The sequence below is a fragment of the Lysobacter antibioticus genome (assembly GCF_000731095.1).
Taxonomy (GTDB): Bacteria; Pseudomonadota; Gammaproteobacteria; order Xanthomonadales; family Xanthomonadaceae; genus Lysobacter; species Lysobacter antibioticus_B.
This window is the reverse complement of sequence record NZ_JMTZ01000015.1, coordinates 13536-33246: the sequence shown is the minus strand read 5'-3', so window position 1 is coordinate 33246 and position 19711 is coordinate 13536. Positions and strand designations below refer to the sequence as shown.

Sequence of the window (19711 nt, the reverse complement as noted above, 5' to 3'; positions counted from 1 at the left end):
TGTCGGTGAAGTGATGGGAAGGTCAGATCGAGGCGGGGGCTGTGGCGGGCGTTACGACGGGCGCTGCGGCAGGCACGGACGCGTAGCGTTCGCGGACGTGGCGCTTGAGCACCTTGCCGGTGAGCCCGCGCGGCAGTTGCTCGCCGGGCGGCAGCACTTCGATACGCAGGCCGTCGTAGCCGGGCACCTGTTGGCGCAGCCAGGCCTCGAAGGCGCTGGCGTCGGTCGGTTGGCCGGGGCGGCATTCGATGACCGCGCCGGCGCCGGTGCTGCGGTCGGCACGGCTCAGCTCGACCACCGCCACGTCGGCCACCGCCGGGTGCTTGAGGATGCGTTCCTCCCACTGCAGCGAATAGACGCGGCCGTCGCCGACGCGGATCGAATCCACTTCGCGGTCGAGGTGGTAGTAACCGCCTTCGCGGGTCTTGACCGCGACATCGCCGGTCCACCACCAGCCGTCGAAATGCACGCCGTGCAAACGGTCGTGGGCGTTCCAATAGCCCTTGAACAGGGTCGGGCCCTTGACCATCAGGCGGCCCGGTTGGCCGACCGGCAGCGCGCGGCCGTCTTCGTCGGCGATCTTGACCTTGGGGCTGACCATGGTCGGCTTGCCGACATAGCGGTCGAAGCGCTTGGTGAAGGAAAAGCTGACCTTCATCAGAGCGGCGAAACCGACCTCGGAGGTGCCGAAGAATTCCAGGTACATCGAGCTCAGCAGGCGCTTGCCGAACACCCGCGCCATCGCGCCGTGCGCGGTGAGCTGGCGGATGTGCACTTCGTGGCTGGAGTCGCCGCCGGCCATCCAGGCCTTGACGTGGGACAGGTCGAAGCGCGACAGGCCGGCGTCGCACATGCCCTGGTAGACGTCGGGGAAGGACAGGATCAGCGAGCAGCGCTCGCGTTCAATGATCGACAGCAGTTGCTCGGGGGTTTCCTTCGCCGGCACGTAGCCGGGCACGCCGGCGGCGAGGCAGCTGACGATGCTGGCCTGGGTGATGTGGTGGTTGGTCGGCGAGGCCAGCAGGATGCGGTTGTTGCGGGTGATCGGCTGGATCATCAGCTGGCCCTTGGTGGCGCGGACCAGGCTGTAGGAGCCGTGCAGCACGCCCTTGGGGAAGCCGGTGGTGCCGGAGGTGTGGACGATCATCACGTCGTCGTGCTGATGCATGCGCACCGGCGCGAAACCGTCGGCGCGCGGCGCCAGGCATTCGCTCAGGGCCACGCTGCCGGCATCGCCGGCCTGCACGGCATCGGTGACGATGGCGACGCGGCGGCCCTGCGCCAGCGCGCCCGCGTCCAGTCGCGGCAGCCGCTCGCGGTCGATGAAGACCAGGCGCGCGCCGGTGTAGTCGAGGTAGGCGTTGAGGTCTTCGGCGCGCATGCCGCCGTTGATCGGCACGGTGATCGCGCCGGCGCGCATGATGGCCAGCGAATAGATCAGGTATTCGACGCCGTTGTCGAGATAGATCGCGACCCGGTCGTAGCGTTCCAGGCCCAGGTCGAGCAGGGTCTGCGACAGCCGGTCCGACAGCCGGCGCAGCTGTCCGGCGGTGATGGCCCGTCCGCCGACGCCGAAACGTTCGAGCGAGCCGGAGAAACGCAGCACTTCGAAATCTTCGCCGTAGACGGCGATCGACTTCTCCAGCGCATTGGCGACGGTCAGGCCGCCATCGAAGATGAACTTCAATCGGGACAGCATGGGGTCTACCTCAGGCGGGGATGGTTTCGGCGGCATGCGCGGCGGCCGACTGTTCCTCGGCGCGTCTGCGCAGCGGAGCGCGCTGCAGCTTTCCGGTGCTGGTGCGCGGCAGCGCATCGACGAACTCGACCAGGTGCGGATAGCGCCGCGCATCCAGGCGGGTCTTGCACAGGGTGCGCAATTCTTCGGCGAGGTCCGGCGAGGCCTGGTCGGACACCACCCAGGCCTTGGTGCGCAGGGTGCTGGAGTCCTCGGTGGCGACGCCGTCGGCGCTGGAGGTGATCGCCGCCTCGCGCACCAGCGGATGGCTCAGCAGCACTTCCTCCAGGTCGAGCGGCGACACCCATTGCCCGGCGACCTTGAACATCTCGTCGTGGCGGCCGCAGAAGTGGAAGTAGCCGTCGCCGTCGCGCCAGAACACGTCGTTGGTGCAGTACCAACCGCCGTGGAATCGGCTGCCGGCGTTGCGGTCCTGGCGCGATACCGACAGCGACGGCCCGCGCAGCCACATCACCCCGCGTTCGCCCTTGCGGCAGGGACGGCCGTCGTGGTGGCGCAGCACCGCATCGAAGCCGGGCACGAGCTTGCCGGTCGAGCCCTGGTAGTCGCCGTCGGCGACATTGCTGAGGTAGGTCGAGAAGGCTTCGGTGGAGCCGAGACTGTCGAGCAGGCGGATGCCGTGGCGCTGCAACCAGCGCGTCGCCACCGCCTGCGGCAGGCGTTCGCCGGCGGCGATGCACAGGCGCAGGCTGTTGCGGCCCTCGATCCGGTTCGACAGCGCCTCGTCGTCGAGCAGGTACTGATAGACGGTAGGCACCGCGAACATGACGGTCGGGCGCGCGGCGACGATCAGCTCGGCGACCACCGCGGCCGAGATCTTCTGCGGTGCGATCACCGCGGTCGCGCCCTTGAGCAGGGCGATCAGCAGGTTCTGCAGGCCGAAGGCGAAGCTGGTGCGCGAGGCCGAGAACAGCACGTCGCTGACGCGCAGATCGAGCAGGTGGGCGGCATAGCGCTCGGTGGCGACGATCGGATCCAGGTGCCGGTGCTCGATCAGCTTGGGCTGGCCGACCGAGCCGGAAGTGAATACCGCGAAGGCATGGTCCAGCGGCCCGGTCGGCGAGGCCAACAGCGGCTCGCGCTCGCGGCCGCTCGGTGCGGCGCAGACCGCTTCCAGCGGCAGCAGCGGCGCGCCGGCATCGATCTCGTTCAGGCGCTGGCGGGCCGTGACGTCGGCGACCACCAGGCTCACCTCGGCCTGTTCCAGCAAAGCGGCGATGTCGCGCGCCGGCAGCAGCGGGTTGATCAGCGTGCAGACCGCGCCGAGATGCATCACCGCGAGCAAGGCAGCGACATGCTCGATGCCGTCGTGCGAGATCAGCGCGACCCGTTGTTGGTAATGCACGCCGGCCGCCGACAAACGCCGTGCGCAGGCGGCGATGCGCTCGGCGAGTTCGGCGTAGCGGATCTCGCCGCCTTCGTGGCGGATGGCGATCTTGTCCGGGTAGGCGCGCGCCGCGCCCTGCAGCAGATGCTCGGTGACGTTGAAGTGCGCCGGTAACGCACGCTGCTGGGTGAACAGCCGCGCTTCCGGCGAAGCGTCGCTATGCACCCGGCTGCGCTTGAGGAAGGCCTGCAGCCACGACAGCACTGCCTGGCGATCGATGCGGCGCTCGGTTTGCAGGTCGCTGCCGCACGCGCGCACGCTGGCGGCACGCTCGAAGCGCTTGTCGCCGTACAGGTAAGGGCGGTAATGGGCGACACGGCGCGCGAATTCGACTTCGCGCCGCGACAGCGGTTGTTCGGCCAGCTCCTGGGCGCTCGCCATCGTCAGCGGGATGCCGGTGGCCGCGGCGACGCTGGACAGGAAGTCGGCGGTCGGCACCGTGCTGGCCGAGACCAGGTGATAGATGCCCTTGCGGCTATCCGTATTGGCGTCGATGGCGAGCATTTCGGCCACGCACACGTCGACCGGCACCAGGTTGAGGTGCGCGTTCTCCGGTGCGGCGAAGCGCAGGCTGCGCGCCGCCGCCGCGCCGCGCTGCGACGACCAGAACTCTTCCAGCAGTTCGCAGAACTTGTAGAGGCCGCTGTCGCTGGCGCTGAGCCAGGTGCGCGAATGGCCGACGATGATGCTCGGGCGCAGGATCCGCCAGGCCAGGCCGGCGGCCTCGGCGCGCGCGACGATGCGGCGCTCGGCTTCGAACTTGCTGCGCTCATAGGGGTTGGAGAAGTTGGCCGGCGCCTGCGGCTCGAGCTGTTCTGCGATCTCGCCGCTGCGGTCGCCGCAGACGTAGGCGGTGCTGACGTAGTTGTAGTCCGAGCAGCCTGCGGCGATCGCCAGTTCCAGCGCGTGGGTCGCGCCCTGGGTGTTGATGCGTTCGAGCTCGCCGGCTTCGGATTCGGTGAAGCGCACGGTCGCGGCGACGTGCCAGAAGGTGGCGTCGCCGCGGCCGGCGACGGCCTGGGCGATGCGCTCGGCGAGACCGGCCTCGGGCCGTAAGGGATTGCCGCTCACCACCTGCAGGCGCGCCAGTGCTTCGGCCTGCAAGGCCTGGCCGCAGGTCTGCGCGGCCAGGCGCACGGCGGTGACGACCCGCTGCCGCGCGTCGCCGCCATCGCTGCGGGCGATGCAGACGACCTGCGCTTCGGGCTGGCCGAGCAACAGTTCGAGCACGAGGTGGGAGCCCAGGTAGCCATTGGCCCCGGTGACGATATGGCTGCGTTGCATGCTTAAGTCCCTAGCTGCGCGACGGGAACGGCGGGTGCGTCGGTGTGCGGCGAGAGTTCGCCGGGAATTCGCCAGGCCTCGGCGTCGCCGCTGGCGCAGCGCGCTACCGCACGCATCGGCGCGCGTGCCTTGACCAGGAGTTCCTCGAATTCGCCGTCGGCATCCGACAGCGCGATCACCGCGCCGCCGACGCCGAGCTCCAGACTGCCGTCCTGGTGGACCAGGGTGCGGATCACCATGCTCAGGTCGGCGGCGCCGTTGAGCGACAGATAGCCGATCGCGCCGGAATAGATGCCGCGCGCCGAGGCTTCGAGGGTGTCGATGATTTCCAGGGTGCGGCGCTTCGGCGCGCCGGTCATCGAGCCGCCGGGGAAGGTGGCCTGGAGCAGGTCGATCACGTCCAAACCTGCACGCAGCTGTGCGCGCACCGTCGACACCAGCTGATGCACCGAGGCATAGCTCTCGACCTGCATCAGCTTGGGCACCCACACCGAGCCGACCTCGCACACGCGGGCCAGGTCGTTGCGGGTCAGGTCGACGATCATCAGGTTCTCGGCGCGGTCCTTCTCGCAGTGCTTGAGTTCGGCCAGGACCGCGCGGTCGTCCTCGTCGCGGGCCGAGCGCGGGCGGGTGCCCTTGATCGGCTTGATCTCGACCACGCCGTTCGGGCTCAGGCGCAGGAAGCGCTCGGGCGAAGAACTCAGTACGTCGAAACCGTCGTGGCGCAGCAAGGCGGAATAGGGCGCGGGGTTGATCTGGCGCAGGTGGCGATACAGCTCGACCGGGTCCAGGTCGACCTGTGCGCGCAGGCGATTGGTCAGGCAGACCTCGTAGGTTTCGCCGTCGCCGATCTGCTCGAAACAGCGGCCGATGCGCTCGCTGTAAGCGGCGCGGTCGAGTTCGAGGTGGAACTCCACCGGCGTTGCGCGCTCGCCGTGGCGCAACGCCGGCGCGGGCGGCACCTGGTCCAGGCGCGCGGCCATGCGTTCGAGCCAGGCGGCGTCTTCGCTTGCGCGCTCGGCCGGGCCGGTGGCGACCGCATGCCAGCAGCGTTCCAGGTGATCGTAGGCGAGGAAGCGATTGATGAAGCGCAGGAACAGGTCCGGCTGGCGCGAGCGATGCGGGCCGCCGACTTCGGTCAAGGCCTTGAGCTCGTAGCCGAAGTAGCCGACCCAGCCGCCGACGAAATCGAACGGCAGGGTTTCGCCGCCGTGCAGCGCGACCGCCAGGCCGTCGCGGATCCGGCCGAACAAGCGCTCGCCTTCGCCGGCGTCGCCGCTGCCCTGGCCGACCCGATGCACCAGGCTGTGCGCGCCCGGCTCGTTGCCGTCGCCCATGAAGCTGAAACGCGAATAGCCCGGACGCACCGCGCTGGAGTCGAGCCAGAACGCGGCATCGCTGGCGGCGAAGCACTCCAGGAACACCGACTGCGGATCGGCTTCGGCGCCGATGCGGCGCGACTGGATGCGCCAGGCTTGCGTCGGTGCCGGCCGTGCCGTCTCCGGCTCGCTGCCGACGGCGCTGTCGCCACTGCGGCGTCTGCGCTTGCGCAAGGTGTGGCTGCGCGCCAATTCGATGAAGTTGTCGATGATCTGGTGGCCGAATTCGGTGTGGATCGACTCGGGATGGAACTGAACGCCCCACAGGGGGCGGCTGACGTGCTCGAGCGCCATCACCAGGCCGTCGGCGGTGCGCGCGGTCACGCGCAACCCTTCCGGCAGAGGCTCGGCCGCCATCAACGAGTGATAGCGCACGACGTCGAACGGCGAGGGAATGTGGGCGAACAGCGCGCTGCCGTCGTGCACGACCGCGCTCAGGCGCCCGTGCATCGGCTCCGGCGCGTGCACGATGCTGCCGCCGAAGGCATGCACCAGCGCCTGGTGGCCCAGACAGATGCCGAGCACCGGCACGGCGGCCATGGCGAGCACGTCGTTGCTCACACCCATGTCGCCGGCGCGTTCCGGGCGGCCCGGGCCCGGGGAAATCACGATCGCGTCGTAATCGGCGGCGTCGATCTGCGCCCATTCGATGCGATCGTTGGCGACCACCGTGGGCGGCGTGCCGTTGGCCTCGCCCAGGTAGTGCGCGATGTTGTGGGTGAAGCTGTCGTAGTTATCGACCAGAAGCACTCTCAACTTTTCCACTGCGCTTGGCTCCTTGCTGATCGGCTGGGGCGGATGTTCGTAGAGAGTCGGTCGATGCGCGCTTGCGCACGGCGGCGCGACGCGCTGTCGAGTCGATGAAAACGGTCGGTTCGATGAAAGCTTGGGCAAAAACTCACCCGGACCGCATCCGCATGCGGCGACAGGTCTGCTGCGTTTGTCCCCTGAAGCCAGCGGCTGCGCAGAGGCGAAGCCTTCGGTGGCCGCTATCGGCGGCATGACGTCGGCTTCGCGCATTGATGCGCGAGATCGTGGAGAAGGGTGGCGTTACAGAAGCACTTTCGATCTATCCCTGTGCGTTGCACTCCATGTCGATTCACTATCGATTATCCAAAGCAACAACGTCAACATGCGTTGTTCGATGCAGTTGACTAAATTTTGTGATCCGAACTGAGGAAACGAATCTACGCAAAAAAAGGACTATTCGCGTGTTTCATAACTGATCGATCGCTTGTGCGAAAGCCGTGAAAAATACGGATTTTCATTAGTCGAAGGTCGATATAAGACTTTCGGCGTAAGGCCCGCGTGTGACTGTCGTCTTGCGCGTTCGGAGATCGCCGAGCACGAATAAACGTGAGGGCGGCGTGTTCGAAAGTGATCGGTTGCCGGCTTCGCAGCAGGCGTTCGATAGATAGAAGCGTCGATGTTTCAACTTGATGTGGGTTGCCTTTTGCATCGCGAATCTGTGATTGCATTCATCGACGATGAATAACGTAGGTCATGTTTGCGATGCGCACGCCGGATGCGCCCGGCGGTTCGCGAGCCGAGGGCATGGTGCGTTCGGGCCGACGTGTCCGTTGCATGTGCCCAGATATAAGAAAGCCTCGTCGCAGCGGACGACATCGCGTCTTGTTATCGGTGTCGATGTGATGAGGTCGGCATCGAATCGCCGCTGCAGTGAGAAAACCGCAGGCTCGGCACAGGTTTCCGTACGCCAAAGTTCGGAATCGGCACCGATGGCGATACGCGATCGAAGCGTCCGCTATGCGCGGCGCCAGCGATTTCGACCGAGCCGTAAGGCAGCCGCGTCACTCGGGTCTCGCGAAGCGGCGAACCGCCGGTCTATGCCGTCAGCGTGCACGCCCTTGTGGCGAGTGTTGGATACGCGATCGAATGGACGGAGCAATGGACGAAGCGACGCCATGCGTCCTCCGGCCGACGCGTGCGGCATCGGCCGGAGCCGGATCGGTAGGCTGGATCAGCCGGCGGCGTCGAGACAGTCGCCGTGCTGCTTGAGCGCGCGACGGGCGTAGTAGGCGAAGGCGACCTGGCTGCGCTTCGGGGTGGAGATCCAGTCGTGGGCTTCGCGTGCCAGCGCCGGCGGCAGCGGCTTGATCTCGCCGGCCGCCATCGCCAGCAACTGCATCTTGGCGGCGCGCTCGAACAGCGCGGCTAGCACGCAGGCTTCTTCCACGCTGGCGCAGGCGACGAGCTGGCCGTGGTGGGCGAGCAGGATCGAGCGCTTGTCGCCGAGGGCTTGGGAGATGATCTCGCCTTCTTCGTTGCCGACCGGGATGCCCGGCCAGTCCTTGAGGAAGGCGCAGTCGTCGAACAACGGACAGATGTCCATGTGCGAGACCATCAGCGGCACCTCCAGCATCGACAGGGCGGCGATGTGCAGCGGATGGGTATGGATGATGCAGTTGACGTCCGGACGCGCGCGGTAGATCCAACTGTGGAAACGGTTGGCCGGGTTGGCCATGCCGTCGCCTTCGAGCACGTTCAAGTCCTCGTCGACCAGCAGCAGGTTGCGCTCGCTGATCTCGTCGAAGCCCAGACCGAGCCGCTGGGTGTAGTAGGTGCCCGGGACTTCGGCGCGGGCGGTGATCTGGCCGGCCAGGCCGGAGTCGTGACCGGCGTCGAACAGGATCCGGCAGGTCAGGGCGAGCTTCTGGCGGGTGGTCCAGCTGTTGTCCGGCAGCAGGTGTTGCATGCTGCGCAGCGCTTTCGCGACCAGTTCGTCCTTGCCTAACTGCAGGGTGGTGGCCATGGGCTTCCTTTGCGTGCTGCCGTTCGCGTCGCTTCGTGCGACAGATGAGCTGGCGTGTTCGAACAAGCGCCGTCGAATGCCAGGGCGCAGAACATACCGAGTGCGGCCTCAGCTGTCACCCGACGGGCCGGGCGGCGTGCCCTGTGCGCTGAGTTTGTATATATAGGCGTCGACCGAACGGCCGTCCTTGCGCTTTGCCGCGGTCAGCACGCGCTCGTAGCCTTCGCCCTCGAAGGCATCCAGGCGCGCCCAATGTTCGGGCAGGCGCTCCGATTCGAACAGCAGGCCATCGACCTCGGCGCCGTCCGGGTCGAGGACGATGCCGGGATAGCCGACGGCCGCGCCCCAGCCTTCCTGCAACAAGGTGCCGGTGACGCTGGCCGGCTCCCACGTACCGGGGATGCCGGCAAGGACGTGCTCGTTCGGCCGTCCCGGCGCGAGCGTTCCATAAACGAAAAGTCGGTGGGTCATGGTTCGGTCGGGTCTTGGGGAACGCCAAGCTTCGCACGCCTGCGCCGGCCGGTCGCGTCCGCCTCGATGCCTCAGGCGTTCGCACCTGTCGCGACCGAGGTCGTCGAGGCGGCCGGGGTTTGAAGTTCGTTTCACATCGGCCGCCTAAGGTGCGTGCGACGGCAATCATGAGATGGCGGCGATGCGCACCGGCTATTGGAAGAAATTGAAGACCGCACTGTTGGCGACGTTGTGCACGCTGTCGCTGCTGGCCCTCGCCGGCTATTGGTATGCCGACGGCTTCCGCCTGGACGAGCAAGCGCTGGCCGATCCCGCCAGCCGGTCGACCGATCTGGCTTTCATGCGGGCCGGCGTCGGCGAATCGCGTGGCCGCATCCTGGCCGTGCTGACCAGCACCGCCGCCATCGGCGCCTCGGGCAAGAAGGCCGGGTTCGAACTGACCGAGTTGTCGCGCGCCTATTACGTGTTCGTCGCGAACGGATTCGAGGTCGACATCGCCAGTCCGCTAGGCGGCAAGCCGCCGATGCGGCTCGACGACGAACTGGTCGCCGCCGACTACGCCTTTCTCAACGATGCGCAGGCCATCGCCAAGCTGGATCGCTCCGTGCCGTTGGCGCAGGTCGACCCGTCCCGTTACGCCGCGGTGTACTTCGTCGGCGGCAAGGGCGCGATGTTCGACTTCCCCGGCCATCGCGAGATACAGCGCATCGTCGGCGCGGTGTACGACCGTGGCGGCATCGTCGGCGCGGTCTGTCACGGACCCGCCGCGCTGTTGGAGGTGCGTCTCGGCAACGGCCGACGCCTGATCGAGGGCAAGCGCATGACCGGGTTCAGCAACGACGAAGAACTGTTCCTGCTGAAGGATGCGCGCCGTCTGTTTCCGTTCCTGTTGCAGGAGCGCATCGCCGGCCACGGCGCCCGCTACGTCGAAGGTCCGATCTATCTCGACAACACCGTCGTCGATGGCCGTCTCGTCACTGGGCAGAACCCGTGGTCGACCTGGTCGGTGGCCGAGTCGATGGTCGCCGCGCTGGGCCACGCGCCGGTGCCGCGCGAGCGCACCAGCGAAGAAGTCGGTGTACGACTGTTGAGCGTCTATTACCGGGACGGCCGAGATGCGGCCGATCGCGCCAAGGCCCAGGGCGCGCAGGCGGATCGCAGGATCCTGTTGATGCATGCGCTGGTCGCCGCCATGCAGTACCGATGGCGCGATGCCGTCCATATCCAGCGTCTGGCCCGGCCGTGATGCTTGCCTGACGCGATGCAGGCGGTCGCGAATGATCGATGCGCCGGACTCGCCATGCAGTTTGTGATGCAGTTTGCGATGAAGTTTGCGGATTCCCGCCGTTCGGCGCCATCGTCCACATGCGATGGCCGTTGCGCTTACGCTCTTGCGTTGTTATAGGACTGCTGTCGAAGCCCGCCGCCGAAGCCCAACCGTATGGCGCCGGAACCGATGACGGTGCAAATCGAACAGCGCAAAGGAGATCGAACACGTGAGCACGGGCGCGCAACTGAAAGTTCTGTTGGACGGGTCGAGTGGGTTTTACTTCGGCGATAAGAAAGTCGTCAGCGACATCAATAATTACTTGAAGAAGAACGACCCCGATCTGCTCAAGCAACTGCTGCCGGACAGGGACAAGGAGCTGAAGATAGGCAGGAACTATCCTGCGGCCCTGCTCGACGGCGCCAGCGAAGCAGACCGCGATGCCAGGCAGGCGAAGCTGGCGAAACTGTCCGAGCGGCTGTCCGGCATGGTCGAAGCCAAGGCGCACGGCGGCGAGGCGCTGGCCAAGAACCTCTTCGCGGCCGCTCGTTTCCCGGATGGCGACTCCGATGGCAAGCTGACGCGCGGCCAGGTCGAGTCCAAGCTGTACGCGGCCTACGCGCCCGCGCACAACCCGGATACGGATGCGGCCACCCTGGTCGCCAGCCCGATGCTGAAAGGCCATCCGGCAACGCGTGAACCGGGGTTCAAGAAGTTGGGGGCGCAGGAGCAACTCACTGCGATTTCCGCGAAGAACCTGGAAGGGCTCGCCTCCGAACTCGACAAGTATCAGAAGCTGTTCGCCGCCGATCCCAAGTTGGCCACCTACGACAAATTGGTCGGTGCCGCGTCGGAGGATGTCTGGAAGCGTTACGGCGGCGGTCTGGCCACGCATGCGACCAACGGCGATATCGCCAGCCATATCCTGCCCACCGCCGACCGTCATGCGATCCAGGGTTTCGCCAAGGGCCTGACCGGCGATACGAGTCGCGCGGCCAAGGTCACCCACACCTCGGACACCAATACCCAGCATCTGGCGACGCACGATTACGCATTCTTCAATGTCTATCCGCAGACCAACGATGCCTTGAAGCGCGAGATGCTCGGGGCCACCCGCTATCTGCGCGAGACGCCGGAAGTGGCGTCCTCGGCGATGGCGGCCAAGGCGCAGTCCTTCACCTTCGGGCTGGGCGATTTCACCGCGCCGGAACGGCTAAGCGTGATGACGCTGCGCGACCCGGTATATCCCGCCGGCGGCACGACCGCAGCGGATGCGAGAAAGCGCATGGAGGGCGCCGACGGATTCGCCACCTACGGCGGCGCCGAACCGTCGGCGGGCAAGGCGAAACGTCATTTCGGCACGGAGGTCGACGAGTACGAAACCTCCAGCCGATTGTTCGCCGGCCAAGACGCGAAGAAGGCGTTGACCATGAATGTCCATGTCGGCTTGTACAAGACCTACTATGGTTTGTATCAAGACGTCTTGGCGAACTCGAGCAAAGACCCGACTTCGTCGGGAACGAGCCAGGAGGGCGAGGCGGCGAGAGAAAAAAGGCTGGAGCAAGCGAAGGACAAGCTGGAACGATTCAGTCATCTGGTCAACGACATCACCGCAGGGCCGCGCCCGAAGACGGACGGGCAGATGGAAACCGCGGAAGATTGCTCGCACCGCCAGGACAAGGCGGCATTGGCGGCGATCAAGTTGTACCAGTACCCGCAGTTGATGGTGTCCGGCCCGGTCGATATCAGCCGGGCGGAGAAGTTCACTCCGACCCAAGGCCTGGAGCGGGCGCCGACCGTCGCGCAGGTGGCGCCGGCGGAAACGCAGGTCCAGGCCGGCAACGAGCAGACCCGGCGCGCGATCACGCAGTGAGGCGTGGACGGCCGCGACCCGATTGGGTCGCGGCCATTGCGCAGCTATCGCTATGCGGCGTCGTCGACGGGCCGGGCTCGCGCCCGGCTCGTCGTCCGCGCCGTTCGCCGCGCTCAGGTCGGCGGCTTACTCAAGGCGCTTACTTCAGGCCCTTACTTCAGTACCTGGCCCGCATCGACGATCTCCACGCCCTGCATCTGTCCCAGCAGGTCGTCGAACCAGGGCTTGTGGGTGCGGCCGACGATCGACAGCACGCGCGCGCCGGGGCGTTCGCGGAACGCGGCGCGGATGTTGGCGACCATGCGCAGGTTGCGGGTTTCCCAGCCGGCCACATACAACTGGCCGTAGTGCTCGGGCGAAGTGTCGCGCAAGGCGGAGCCGAAATCGCCGTCGACGACGGTGCGCAAGACGTCCGGGCGGTTGGCGTAGCGGTACAGCGCCAGCATGTCGCCGCTCTTGATCAAGGCTTCTTCGCGTTCGAGAATCTGGCCCATCGGTGCGGCAGCCGCTTCCCAGGCGGTCTGGACCGCCTTTCCGTACGCGGCCTCATCGGCGATAGCGACGTTGTCGCCGGTATGGTCGTCGGCCGCATACAGGCGCTGCAGGCCCAGGCGCGCGGCCAGGCGTGCGCCGATCAGCAGGCTTTCGTCGTTGTGCAGCATCGCCTTTTCGAGCGACGCGACCAGGACATCGTCGAGGCCTTCGCCGCTGTGGCGCTCGGCCTGCGGCAGTTGCAGCCATTGCACCAGGGCCGAGGCCTTGTCGTTGGCGGCCATGAACACCGCGGCGAGACGGCGGCGCTGTGCGGGCGAGGGCGCCGCCGGCCAGTCCTTCAGTATCTTGTGCGCTTCGGCGATCGCCGCCGGCGCGTCCAGCCCGGTCGCGGCCTTCGCCGCGTCGGTCTTGCGGCAGTACGGCGCCAGCCCTTCCGCACCGTAGATCGCCGGATGGCGCGCGGCCAGATCGCATTGCTCGCCCGAAATCGCCTCGATGGTGATGACGTCGGGCTTGAACGCGGCCAGACGATCGATCACCGGCGCCAGAGAGTCGTGTTTGAAGTCCTTCGGCAGGCCGCTGAGATGCACCGAGCCCAATACCAGCACCTGCGTGGACGGTCCAGCCATGCGCCGGTCGAGCGTGGACAGGTCGACTTGCGCGAAGGCATCGCCGCAACCGAACAGGCCGATCAACAAACCACAGACAGCAAATGACTTTTGCAAGGTCTTACTCCTGGTGACGACAGTCGGGACGACGAGCCGGCATGGTACTCAGGCGCCGTGGGAGGTACCAGGGAGCGGATCGGCGTGAGCTTGCGTGCGAGACGCGGTGGGCCGAAGGCGATGGCTGCAGCCCCTCCCGGCCCGCGTCGGTGGCCGCCTTCGCTTGCCACTGTCACGGACGCTCGTGTATCTATGCGCCTCGGTTACATCAAGGAAGGATGCGATGCGTATTTCAGGATGGGCATTGGCGCTCGCATGCGCGCTGGCCGCCGCCTGCGGCCAGGATCGGGCCGCGGACGTCGCGGCCGCGACAACGCCGGATCGAGCAGCGACGACCGCCGCCCCGGCAACCGACAGCGAAACCGATGACGAGGCCCGCGCCGATCGTGCGGCCGCCGATGCGTTCCCGGCGATTCCGGTGATCGTGGTGCCGGAGATCGTCGGCGTGACGCCGGCACAGCGGGCATTGGAATCGTCGATGCAGGAGATTCTCGACCCGATCGCCGGGATCAGCGTGAGCCCGGCCCGCTGCGACGCCGGCGGCGGTCTGGTGCGCGACGCCGGCATCACCAGCGTCGACGCGCAGGGCAATCTGAGCCGCAACGGCGATGCCGGCATCTTCCGTATCGCCGCCGACGGCAGCGGCAGCGCCAACTTCGAAGGCGGGCTGGTCGTGGTCAACCGCGACGGCAGCGGCAGCATCAACGGCGGCGAGGACGGCGAAGACGATGCCATCGTCCGCGTCGAGGCCGACGGTTCCGGCAGCTACAACGGGCCGGCGGGCATGATCACCCTGGATGCCAAGGGCGCCGGCACCTGGAATGGCGAAGGCAGCCTGATCCGCAACAACGGCGACGGCAGCGGTACCTGGAACGGGCCCCTGGGCCTGGTCACGATCGACAAGGACGGTTCGGGCACGTGGAACGGTCCGCAGGGATTGATCCGCAACAACGGCGACGGCACCGGCCAGGTCGGCACGCCGGCGCGCACCATCAAGATGGAACCGCTGGCTAAGGTGCCGCCGGCCGGGCGCTTCCCGCCGATCAAGAAGTTCGCCCCGCCGGGCGCACCTTGCGGTTATCTGGTCACCCTCAACGACCGGGTTTTGTTCGACTTCGACAAATCCGATATCCGCGCCGACGCGGCCAAGGTGCTCGATGCGCTTGCGGGCGCGCTCAAGGACATCGAGTCCGACGGCATGGAGATCGGCGGCCATACCGATGCCAAGGGCAGCGACGATTACAACCAATCCCTGTCGGCGCGTCGTGCCGATGCCGTGGTCGAGGCCTTGCGGCAGCGCGGCGCCGCCGCCGACGCCTCGGCCAGGGGCTATGGCGAATCCTTGCCGGTGGCGCCCAACGAAATCGGCGGCCAGGACAATCCAGGCGGCCGTCAGCTCAACCGCCGGGTCGAGATCTTCGTGCGCAGCTGAGGCTGTCGGTAAGCATGGTCGGGCGCGTTCTTATCAGTGCTGCCGACCTGTCGTATCCTTCGCGCTTCTTCCAGCGGAGCTAGACAGTGGACTTTGAGACGATCGGAGAAGTGGTGCAGACCGACGAGTTGTCGGACGTCAACCAGCGTCTGCAGGACGGCTGGGTGATTCTCGCGATCGCCACCGGACATCGCGCGGACGGCGAGCCGCGCTTCGCGTATTCGATGGGGCTGCCCTACGAAGACGACGAGGAAGAAGAGGACGAAGACGAGGAAGAAGAAGGCGACGAGTAAACCCTCGCACCTGCTTCGCGTTGCGCTGCGGAGGGCCTCGGCCCTCCGCATTGGTTTGGGCCGGGTCGATCGCAGAAGCGTCCGGGCAATGGCGCCGCTTATCGGTCCGCCGGGATTGAGCCGTGGACATCCGAATACACGCTTTCGGGGCGGCATGGTTATGCGTGCAGAACCGCAATGATGGCTTTGTCTTGCGCTTCGGTTTGGCACCATCGAAATACGTGCTGAAAAGGAACCTCTTTCAGGGTGTTCCCTAGGTGCCGGAAGTATCGGGAAGGACTGGAATCGAGCCACACCCACTCGACGAGGCCTCCCCCATGTATCCCGACGGCATACGCCCCAACCGCCTGGCGATTCCGCCGCAGAGCGAACCCGAGACCGTGCCGAATCGAGTGCCTTCGGTTCCGGGAGACGCGCCCGCGCCCGCGCAGGCATCGTCGCCGACCGCAGTCGACCTCGCCGGTCGCGGCTATCATCAGGCGCAAGACAATCTCGATGTATTCAATCGTACTTTCAGCAGCCAGGAGGTCAGGAACGATCCCGTCCTGCTGGAGATGCGCGCCGGCTACGAGCAATCGGTAAAGCAGGCCCGGACCGGGCTCAAACAGGCGGTCGAGGCAGAGATCAAGGCCGGTTATCAGCGCGAATTCGAGGCGCGGCCGACCGGCGCGGTCTACGACGAGAGCACCATCGACAGTCACGGCAAGGCGATGGCTGCGCGTTACGGCGACGATCCGCAGATGAAGCGGGACGTCGAGACGATACTCGCCGAGGTCCGGCTCGACTTCGAGGTGAACTCGACCCTGGATACGGCGCGTGCGATGGGCGACCCGCGCAAGGCGCTGGACTACCTGCGCAGCGAGACGCCCAAGTTGTCGCCGGAGGCGCAGAAGAGCCTGGCCGGCAACGACGAAGTGCTCGGCTGGAAGCGGGAACTGGGCAAGCGCGACGGCGAAGCGGTCGCGCGTGCCTGGCGCGAGTTCGAGGCGGCCGAGCCGGGGACTTCCGATTACGATTTGAAGCGCCGAGTTCTACAGGGAGCGCTGGACGATTTGCGTGCCAACGCCGCCGACCCGGCTTACGCCGAGGCGGCGCTGAAGGGCGTGGGCGCCGCCGACTTGAAGAGTCTCGTCGACGGTTTCTACCGGATCGACAGCGCCAACCCGAACATCACGCCCGGTAACTTCGACTTCCTCAAGGACTACTTCGGCCCGCTCGCGCAAGTAGTGGCGACGGCCGACCGCGCCGGTGCGTTGCCGGCCGATACCAAGAAGGCCTTGTTCGAGTGCGGCCCGGCCGAGCTGGCGCTGTTCCTGCGCTCCGCGCCGCAGACCGAAGGGATGATGCGCGATGCGATGCAGATGCTCCTCGACGGCCCGGGCTATACCCCGGCCGGAAACTTCGCGATTCAGCAACTCATGGTCGGCATGGATCAGCATCCCCGACTGATGCAGGAACTGCTGGCCGATCCGAAATCGAAAGACCTGCTGTTCGGCGCCGGCCTGTTCGCGCCGGACCGCGGCACCCACTACGAGCAGGACCTCGCGCTCGCCCTGAACGTGGCGCTGACCCCGGGCCAGGGCGATGCCGCCACCCAACAGAAAGCCTGGACGGCCTTGATCAAGGATTGCGACGACAAGGATTGGCGCGCGCATCCCAATGGGCGAAAAGACGACGAAAAAGACGCCGGTTTCCGCGACCAGATCAACAGCCACCCGCTGCTGGCGCGGGCCATGGCCGAGCAGTTCAAGCACTACTTGCCGTGGGCTGCGAACCAGCAGGCGCAGAGGTATGCCGGCACCCATCCGATCCCATCGCTGCCCGCCGATGCTCTCAGACTGGACGGCTCTGTGTCGCCCGGCCAGATGACCAACTTCGTGGCTGCGCTGAGTTCCGACCCGCTGGCTCTCGACAGCCTGCTCAAGGAGACGACGCGTCTGTTCCAACAAGGCGGCTTGGCGACCATGACGCCGGACATGTTGAAGTCCCGCGATCAACTGGCCCTACAGGGGCGCTTACAGGTCGATTTCGCATTGTTCTCCCTGCTATTGGGCGGAATTGCCCGTGCCGATATCGATGAGCAGGGGCGGCGAGACGCGATGGCCGATGCATTGAAGACCATCGTCATGGGCTACTTGCTGATGGCTCTTCCGCCGCTGATCGCGCCGTTCGTCGACGCCGCTGTATCTCCGGTGACTACCCCGTTGTCCAAGGACTTGGCGGATTTCGTGCAGAGCATGGCCAACGGCGAGCAGATCGACGCCAAGAAAGTGCTTGATTTGGCGGTCAAGGTGGTGCATGAGTACGTCGAGCGAAAGATCGCCGAGATCGTGCCGGACTGGACATACGGCGAGCGACAGACTCTGCTCAACTACATCATGGGTCAGTTCAAATCGACGGCGGGCGAAGGAGTCAACGATGAGTTCTCGAAGGGAATGAACTGATCGGTGTTCCCGACCCGCCGATGGTCGGCTTTGCCGACCGTCGGCCGATGCGAAACGCGTCCGCGACCGGATGCAGCTATTCGCCCAATGTCAGGCTCAGCATGATCCGGCGCTCGGGCTCGTAAGTCTGGATGCCGCTGGTGCCCGCCGCCCAGGCGTAGCGGTTGCCGGCGTTGTAGACGCGCACGCGCAGCGCCGCCGGGGTGCCGTGCCAATCGAAACGGTAGCGCGCACCGAGGTTGAGCAAGGTGTAGCCGGGCGTGCGGAAACGGTTCAGCGCATCGGCGGGGCGCGCGCCGTAGTAGTTGGCATCGGCGTCGAGCGACAAGCCCGGCAGGCCGGCGACACGATAGTTGAGACTCAGCAGCGCCTGCTCCGCGCTGCGTCCCAGCGGGCGTTTGCCGATCTTCGCATCGTCGACGAGTTCGCCGCGCAGCCGCAATCGCATCCGGGTGAGGCCGGCGACCAGGCTCAAGCGCTCGCTGAGGTGGCCGGCCAGCGACAGCTCGATGCCGCGATGCGAGACCTCGGTGAGGTAGCGATAAGCGGAAGCGCCGTCGAAACCGGGAGACGGCTTCTCGATCTCGAACGCCATCGCCAACAAGGCCAGGTCCGGGCGAGCCTGCCAGCGCAGTCCCAGTTCGTTCTGCCGCGCCAGGATCGGCGCCAGCACTTCGAAGCGGTTGCTGGCGTTCTCCGGCGCGGTCACGCCCTCTTCGATGCCGCGAGTGGTCGCGACGAAACCCGTCCATCGCTCGCCGAGCGGCGCGACCGCGGACGCGTTGTACAGCCAGGCCTGCGAGGAGCGCGATTGGCCGGGGCCCAAGGCCGGCCGCGCGATCTGGTCGATGGCGGCGCGGCGGGCGCCGAGGTTCAAGGCGAAACCGCGTTGGTCGAGGAACTGCCAGCCCAAGCCGAGTTCGTACTGATCGATCGCCGCACGCGACTGCGCGGTCGATGTCGCTGCGTCGGCCAGGACCACCGGCATGCGGCCGTCGAGGATCGAGACCGGCCCGATAGCGAGATAGTCGACGCGCGGGTTGCGATAGCTCGATCGACGCAGGCGCGCGAGCAAGGTCAGTTCGTGGCGGCGCCGCTCGCCGGTCCAGTCGTAGCTGGCCATGGCTTCATGGCCCCAGGCGTCGATCCTGCGTCCGCGCGCGACGACGATGGCGGCATCGGCGTGGCCTTGCGGGGTAACGGCGTCGAACAGATTCAAGTCGGAGCGAGGCCGGTTCACCCCGGAGAACAGGCTCGACACTCGATAGTCCCAGGCATTGTCGCGTGCGGCGGTGGCGGCGATGAGGCCGTAGGCGCTGTTGCGCGTGTCGTAGCGCGACCACGGCTGGCCGAGATACTTGAGGCGATCGGGCTCAGGCAACGGTTGCGTACCGGCGGGCGTGAAACCGACGTCGCCCTGATATCGATGCTCGTAACGCGTGAGCAGGCCGGTGAGTTGCCAGCGATCGCCCATCTGCAGCCGCGGCACCAGGCCGAGGCCGTAGTACTCGGCCTCGTTGCCGAAGATGTAGCGCGCGCTGTGCGTGCCGATGAAGCCGACGGCAAGCGAAGCGTCGCGGTCTTTCGATTGCCGCGCCGCATGGAAGCGCAGATACGGGCGCGGATTGCTGTCGCTGAGGTGCTGGAAACCGAGTTCGAGCTTGGTCCGCTCGCGCTCGCCCGGGATCAGGCGGTACTCGACCAGGCCCGAGGGCGCGGGGAAGTCGAGGTCGAGGGCGTTCGGCCCGACCTTGACCTGCACGCCTTCGACGACCGCGTCGGAAGGATTGGCGGCGCGCACGAAATAGGCGCCGTCGAGGCGGTAGTTGCCGGCTTCCTGCAGATTGAAGCCGCGCACCAGCGATTCGGAATACAGCCCGATGCTTTCCTGGCCGATGCGCTGGCCGAAGGCGTCGGCGGCTTTCTGCGCCGTTGCCTGCTGCGCCTCGGCGGCGGCGCTGCAAAACAGGCCGGCCATGACGAGCAAGCGGCGGGGCGAGCGCCGACCGGGCCGGGCCTGCAGCAGCCGGGGTTGCAGCAAGGGCAGTGAGCGCATGGCGGGAGGCTGGAGCGGGAAGGCCTCCATTGAAGCGATAGGGCGCTCGTTGACATAGCGCGGCGATCGGTGA

The 19711-nt window shown here is 66.6% G+C and carries 12 protein-coding genes; 5 read left to right on the top strand and 7 right to left on the bottom strand.

The window, feature by feature from the left end; genetic code table 11:
- Nucleotides 1-22: 22 nt before the first annotated feature.
- The 5 genes from EX88_RS0106600 to EX88_RS0106580 form a co-directional block, all read right to left on the bottom strand.
- Nucleotides 23-1699 (bottom strand): class I adenylate-forming enzyme family protein, encoded by a 1677-nt coding sequence (locus EX88_RS0106600; RefSeq protein WP_031371214.1) that lies wholly within the window; start codon nucleotides 1697-1699, stop codon nucleotides 23-25.
- 10 nt (nucleotides 1700-1709) lie between these two features.
- Nucleotides 1710-4430: an AMP-binding protein gene (locus EX88_RS0106595; protein WP_031371213.1), complete on the bottom strand. Its 2721-nt coding sequence runs from the start codon at nucleotides 4428-4430 to the stop codon at nucleotides 1710-1712.
- A 2-nt stretch (nucleotides 4431-4432) separates the two neighbouring features.
- Nucleotides 4433-6574 carry an aminodeoxychorismate synthase component I gene (pabB, locus tag EX88_RS0106590; RefSeq protein WP_152566132.1) on the bottom strand — a complete coding sequence of 714 codons (2142 nt, stop codon included), beginning with the start codon at nucleotides 6572-6574 and terminating at the stop codon, nucleotides 4433-4435.
- A gap of 1216 nt (nucleotides 6575-7790) precedes the next feature.
- Complete coding sequence (locus tag EX88_RS0106585) at nucleotides 7791-8582, bottom strand: aldolase (protein ID WP_031371211.1); 792 nt, start codon at nucleotides 8580-8582, stop codon at nucleotides 7791-7793.
- A gap of 108 nt (nucleotides 8583-8690) precedes the next feature.
- A complete protein-coding gene (locus EX88_RS0106580; protein WP_036148223.1) occupies nucleotides 8691-9053 on the bottom strand; it encodes a gamma-glutamylcyclotransferase family protein in 363 nt (120 codons plus the stop codon).
- A gap of 181 nt (nucleotides 9054-9234) precedes the next feature.
- On the opposite strand from EX88_RS0106580, the gene EX88_RS0106575 reads away from it, so the two are divergent.
- Nucleotides 9235-10299, top strand: coding sequence for a type 1 glutamine amidotransferase domain-containing protein (locus EX88_RS0106575; protein WP_051884640.1), 1065 nt, complete (start codon nucleotides 9235-9237; stop codon nucleotides 10297-10299).
- Nucleotides 10300-10549: 250 nt separating this feature from the next.
- The gene (locus EX88_RS0106570; protein WP_031371208.1) at nucleotides 10550-12193 is read left to right on the top strand and encodes a hypothetical protein; all 1644 of its coding nucleotides are present in this window, start codon (nucleotides 10550-10552) and stop codon (nucleotides 12191-12193) included.
- A 152-nt stretch (nucleotides 12194-12345) separates the two neighbouring features.
- Here the strand turns inward: EX88_RS0106570 and EX88_RS0106565 are convergent, their stop codons facing one another.
- Nucleotides 12346-13413 (bottom strand): DUF5694 domain-containing protein, encoded by a 1068-nt coding sequence (locus EX88_RS0106565; protein WP_051884633.1) that lies wholly within the window; start codon nucleotides 13411-13413, stop codon nucleotides 12346-12348.
- Between the two features lie 223 nt (nucleotides 13414-13636).
- Here EX88_RS0106565 and EX88_RS0106560 point away from each other — a divergent pair, with 223 nt between their 5' ends.
- From EX88_RS0106560 to EX88_RS0106550, 3 genes are all read left to right on the top strand, one after another.
- Nucleotides 13637-14845, top strand: coding sequence for an OmpA family protein (locus EX88_RS0106560; protein WP_051884631.1), 1209 nt, complete (start codon nucleotides 13637-13639; stop codon nucleotides 14843-14845).
- 86 nt (nucleotides 14846-14931) lie between these two features.
- Entirely contained in the window at nucleotides 14932-15138 is a 207-nt protein-coding gene (locus EX88_RS0106555) for a hypothetical protein (protein WP_144436486.1), read from the top strand.
- Nucleotides 15139-15455: 317 nt separating this feature from the next.
- Entirely contained in the window at nucleotides 15456-17582 is a 2127-nt protein-coding gene (locus tag EX88_RS0106550; RefSeq protein WP_031371204.1) for a hypothetical protein, read from the top strand.
- 76 nt (nucleotides 17583-17658) lie between these two features.
- Here EX88_RS0106550 and EX88_RS0106545 read toward each other — a convergent pair whose 3' ends face one another.
- Entirely contained in the window at nucleotides 17659-19638 is a 1980-nt protein-coding gene (locus EX88_RS0106545; protein WP_161786082.1) for a TonB-dependent siderophore receptor, read from the bottom strand.
- Between the last annotated feature and the right edge of the window lie 73 nt (nucleotides 19639-19711).

Coding starts and splice junctions, on each gene's coding strand:
- EX88_RS0106595 (WP_031371213.1), bottom strand. CDS start 4,430: ATGCAACGCAGCCATATCGTCACCGGGGCCAATGGCTACCTGGGCTCC.
- EX88_RS0106575 (WP_051884640.1), top strand. CDS start 9,235: ATGCGCACCGGCTATTGGAAGAAATTGAAGACCGCACTGTTGGCGACG.
- EX88_RS0106600 (WP_031371214.1), bottom strand. CDS start 1,699: ATGCTGTCCCGATTGAAGTTCATCTTCGATGGCGGCCTGACCGTCGCC.
- EX88_RS0106580 (WP_036148223.1), bottom strand. CDS start 9,053: ATGACCCACCGACTTTTCGTTTATGGAACGCTCGCGCCGGGACGGCCG.
- EX88_RS0106560 (WP_051884631.1), top strand. CDS start 13,637: ATGCGTATTTCAGGATGGGCATTGGCGCTCGCATGCGCGCTGGCCGCC.
- EX88_RS0106550 (WP_031371204.1), top strand. CDS start 15,456: ATGTATCCCGACGGCATACGCCCCAACCGCCTGGCGATTCCGCCGCAG.
- EX88_RS0106545 (WP_161786082.1), bottom strand. CDS start 19,638: ATGCGCTCACTGCCCTTGCTGCAACCCCGGCTGCTGCAGGCCCGGCCC.
- EX88_RS0106585 (WP_031371211.1), bottom strand. CDS start 8,582: ATGGCCACCACCCTGCAGTTAGGCAAGGACGAACTGGTCGCGAAAGCG.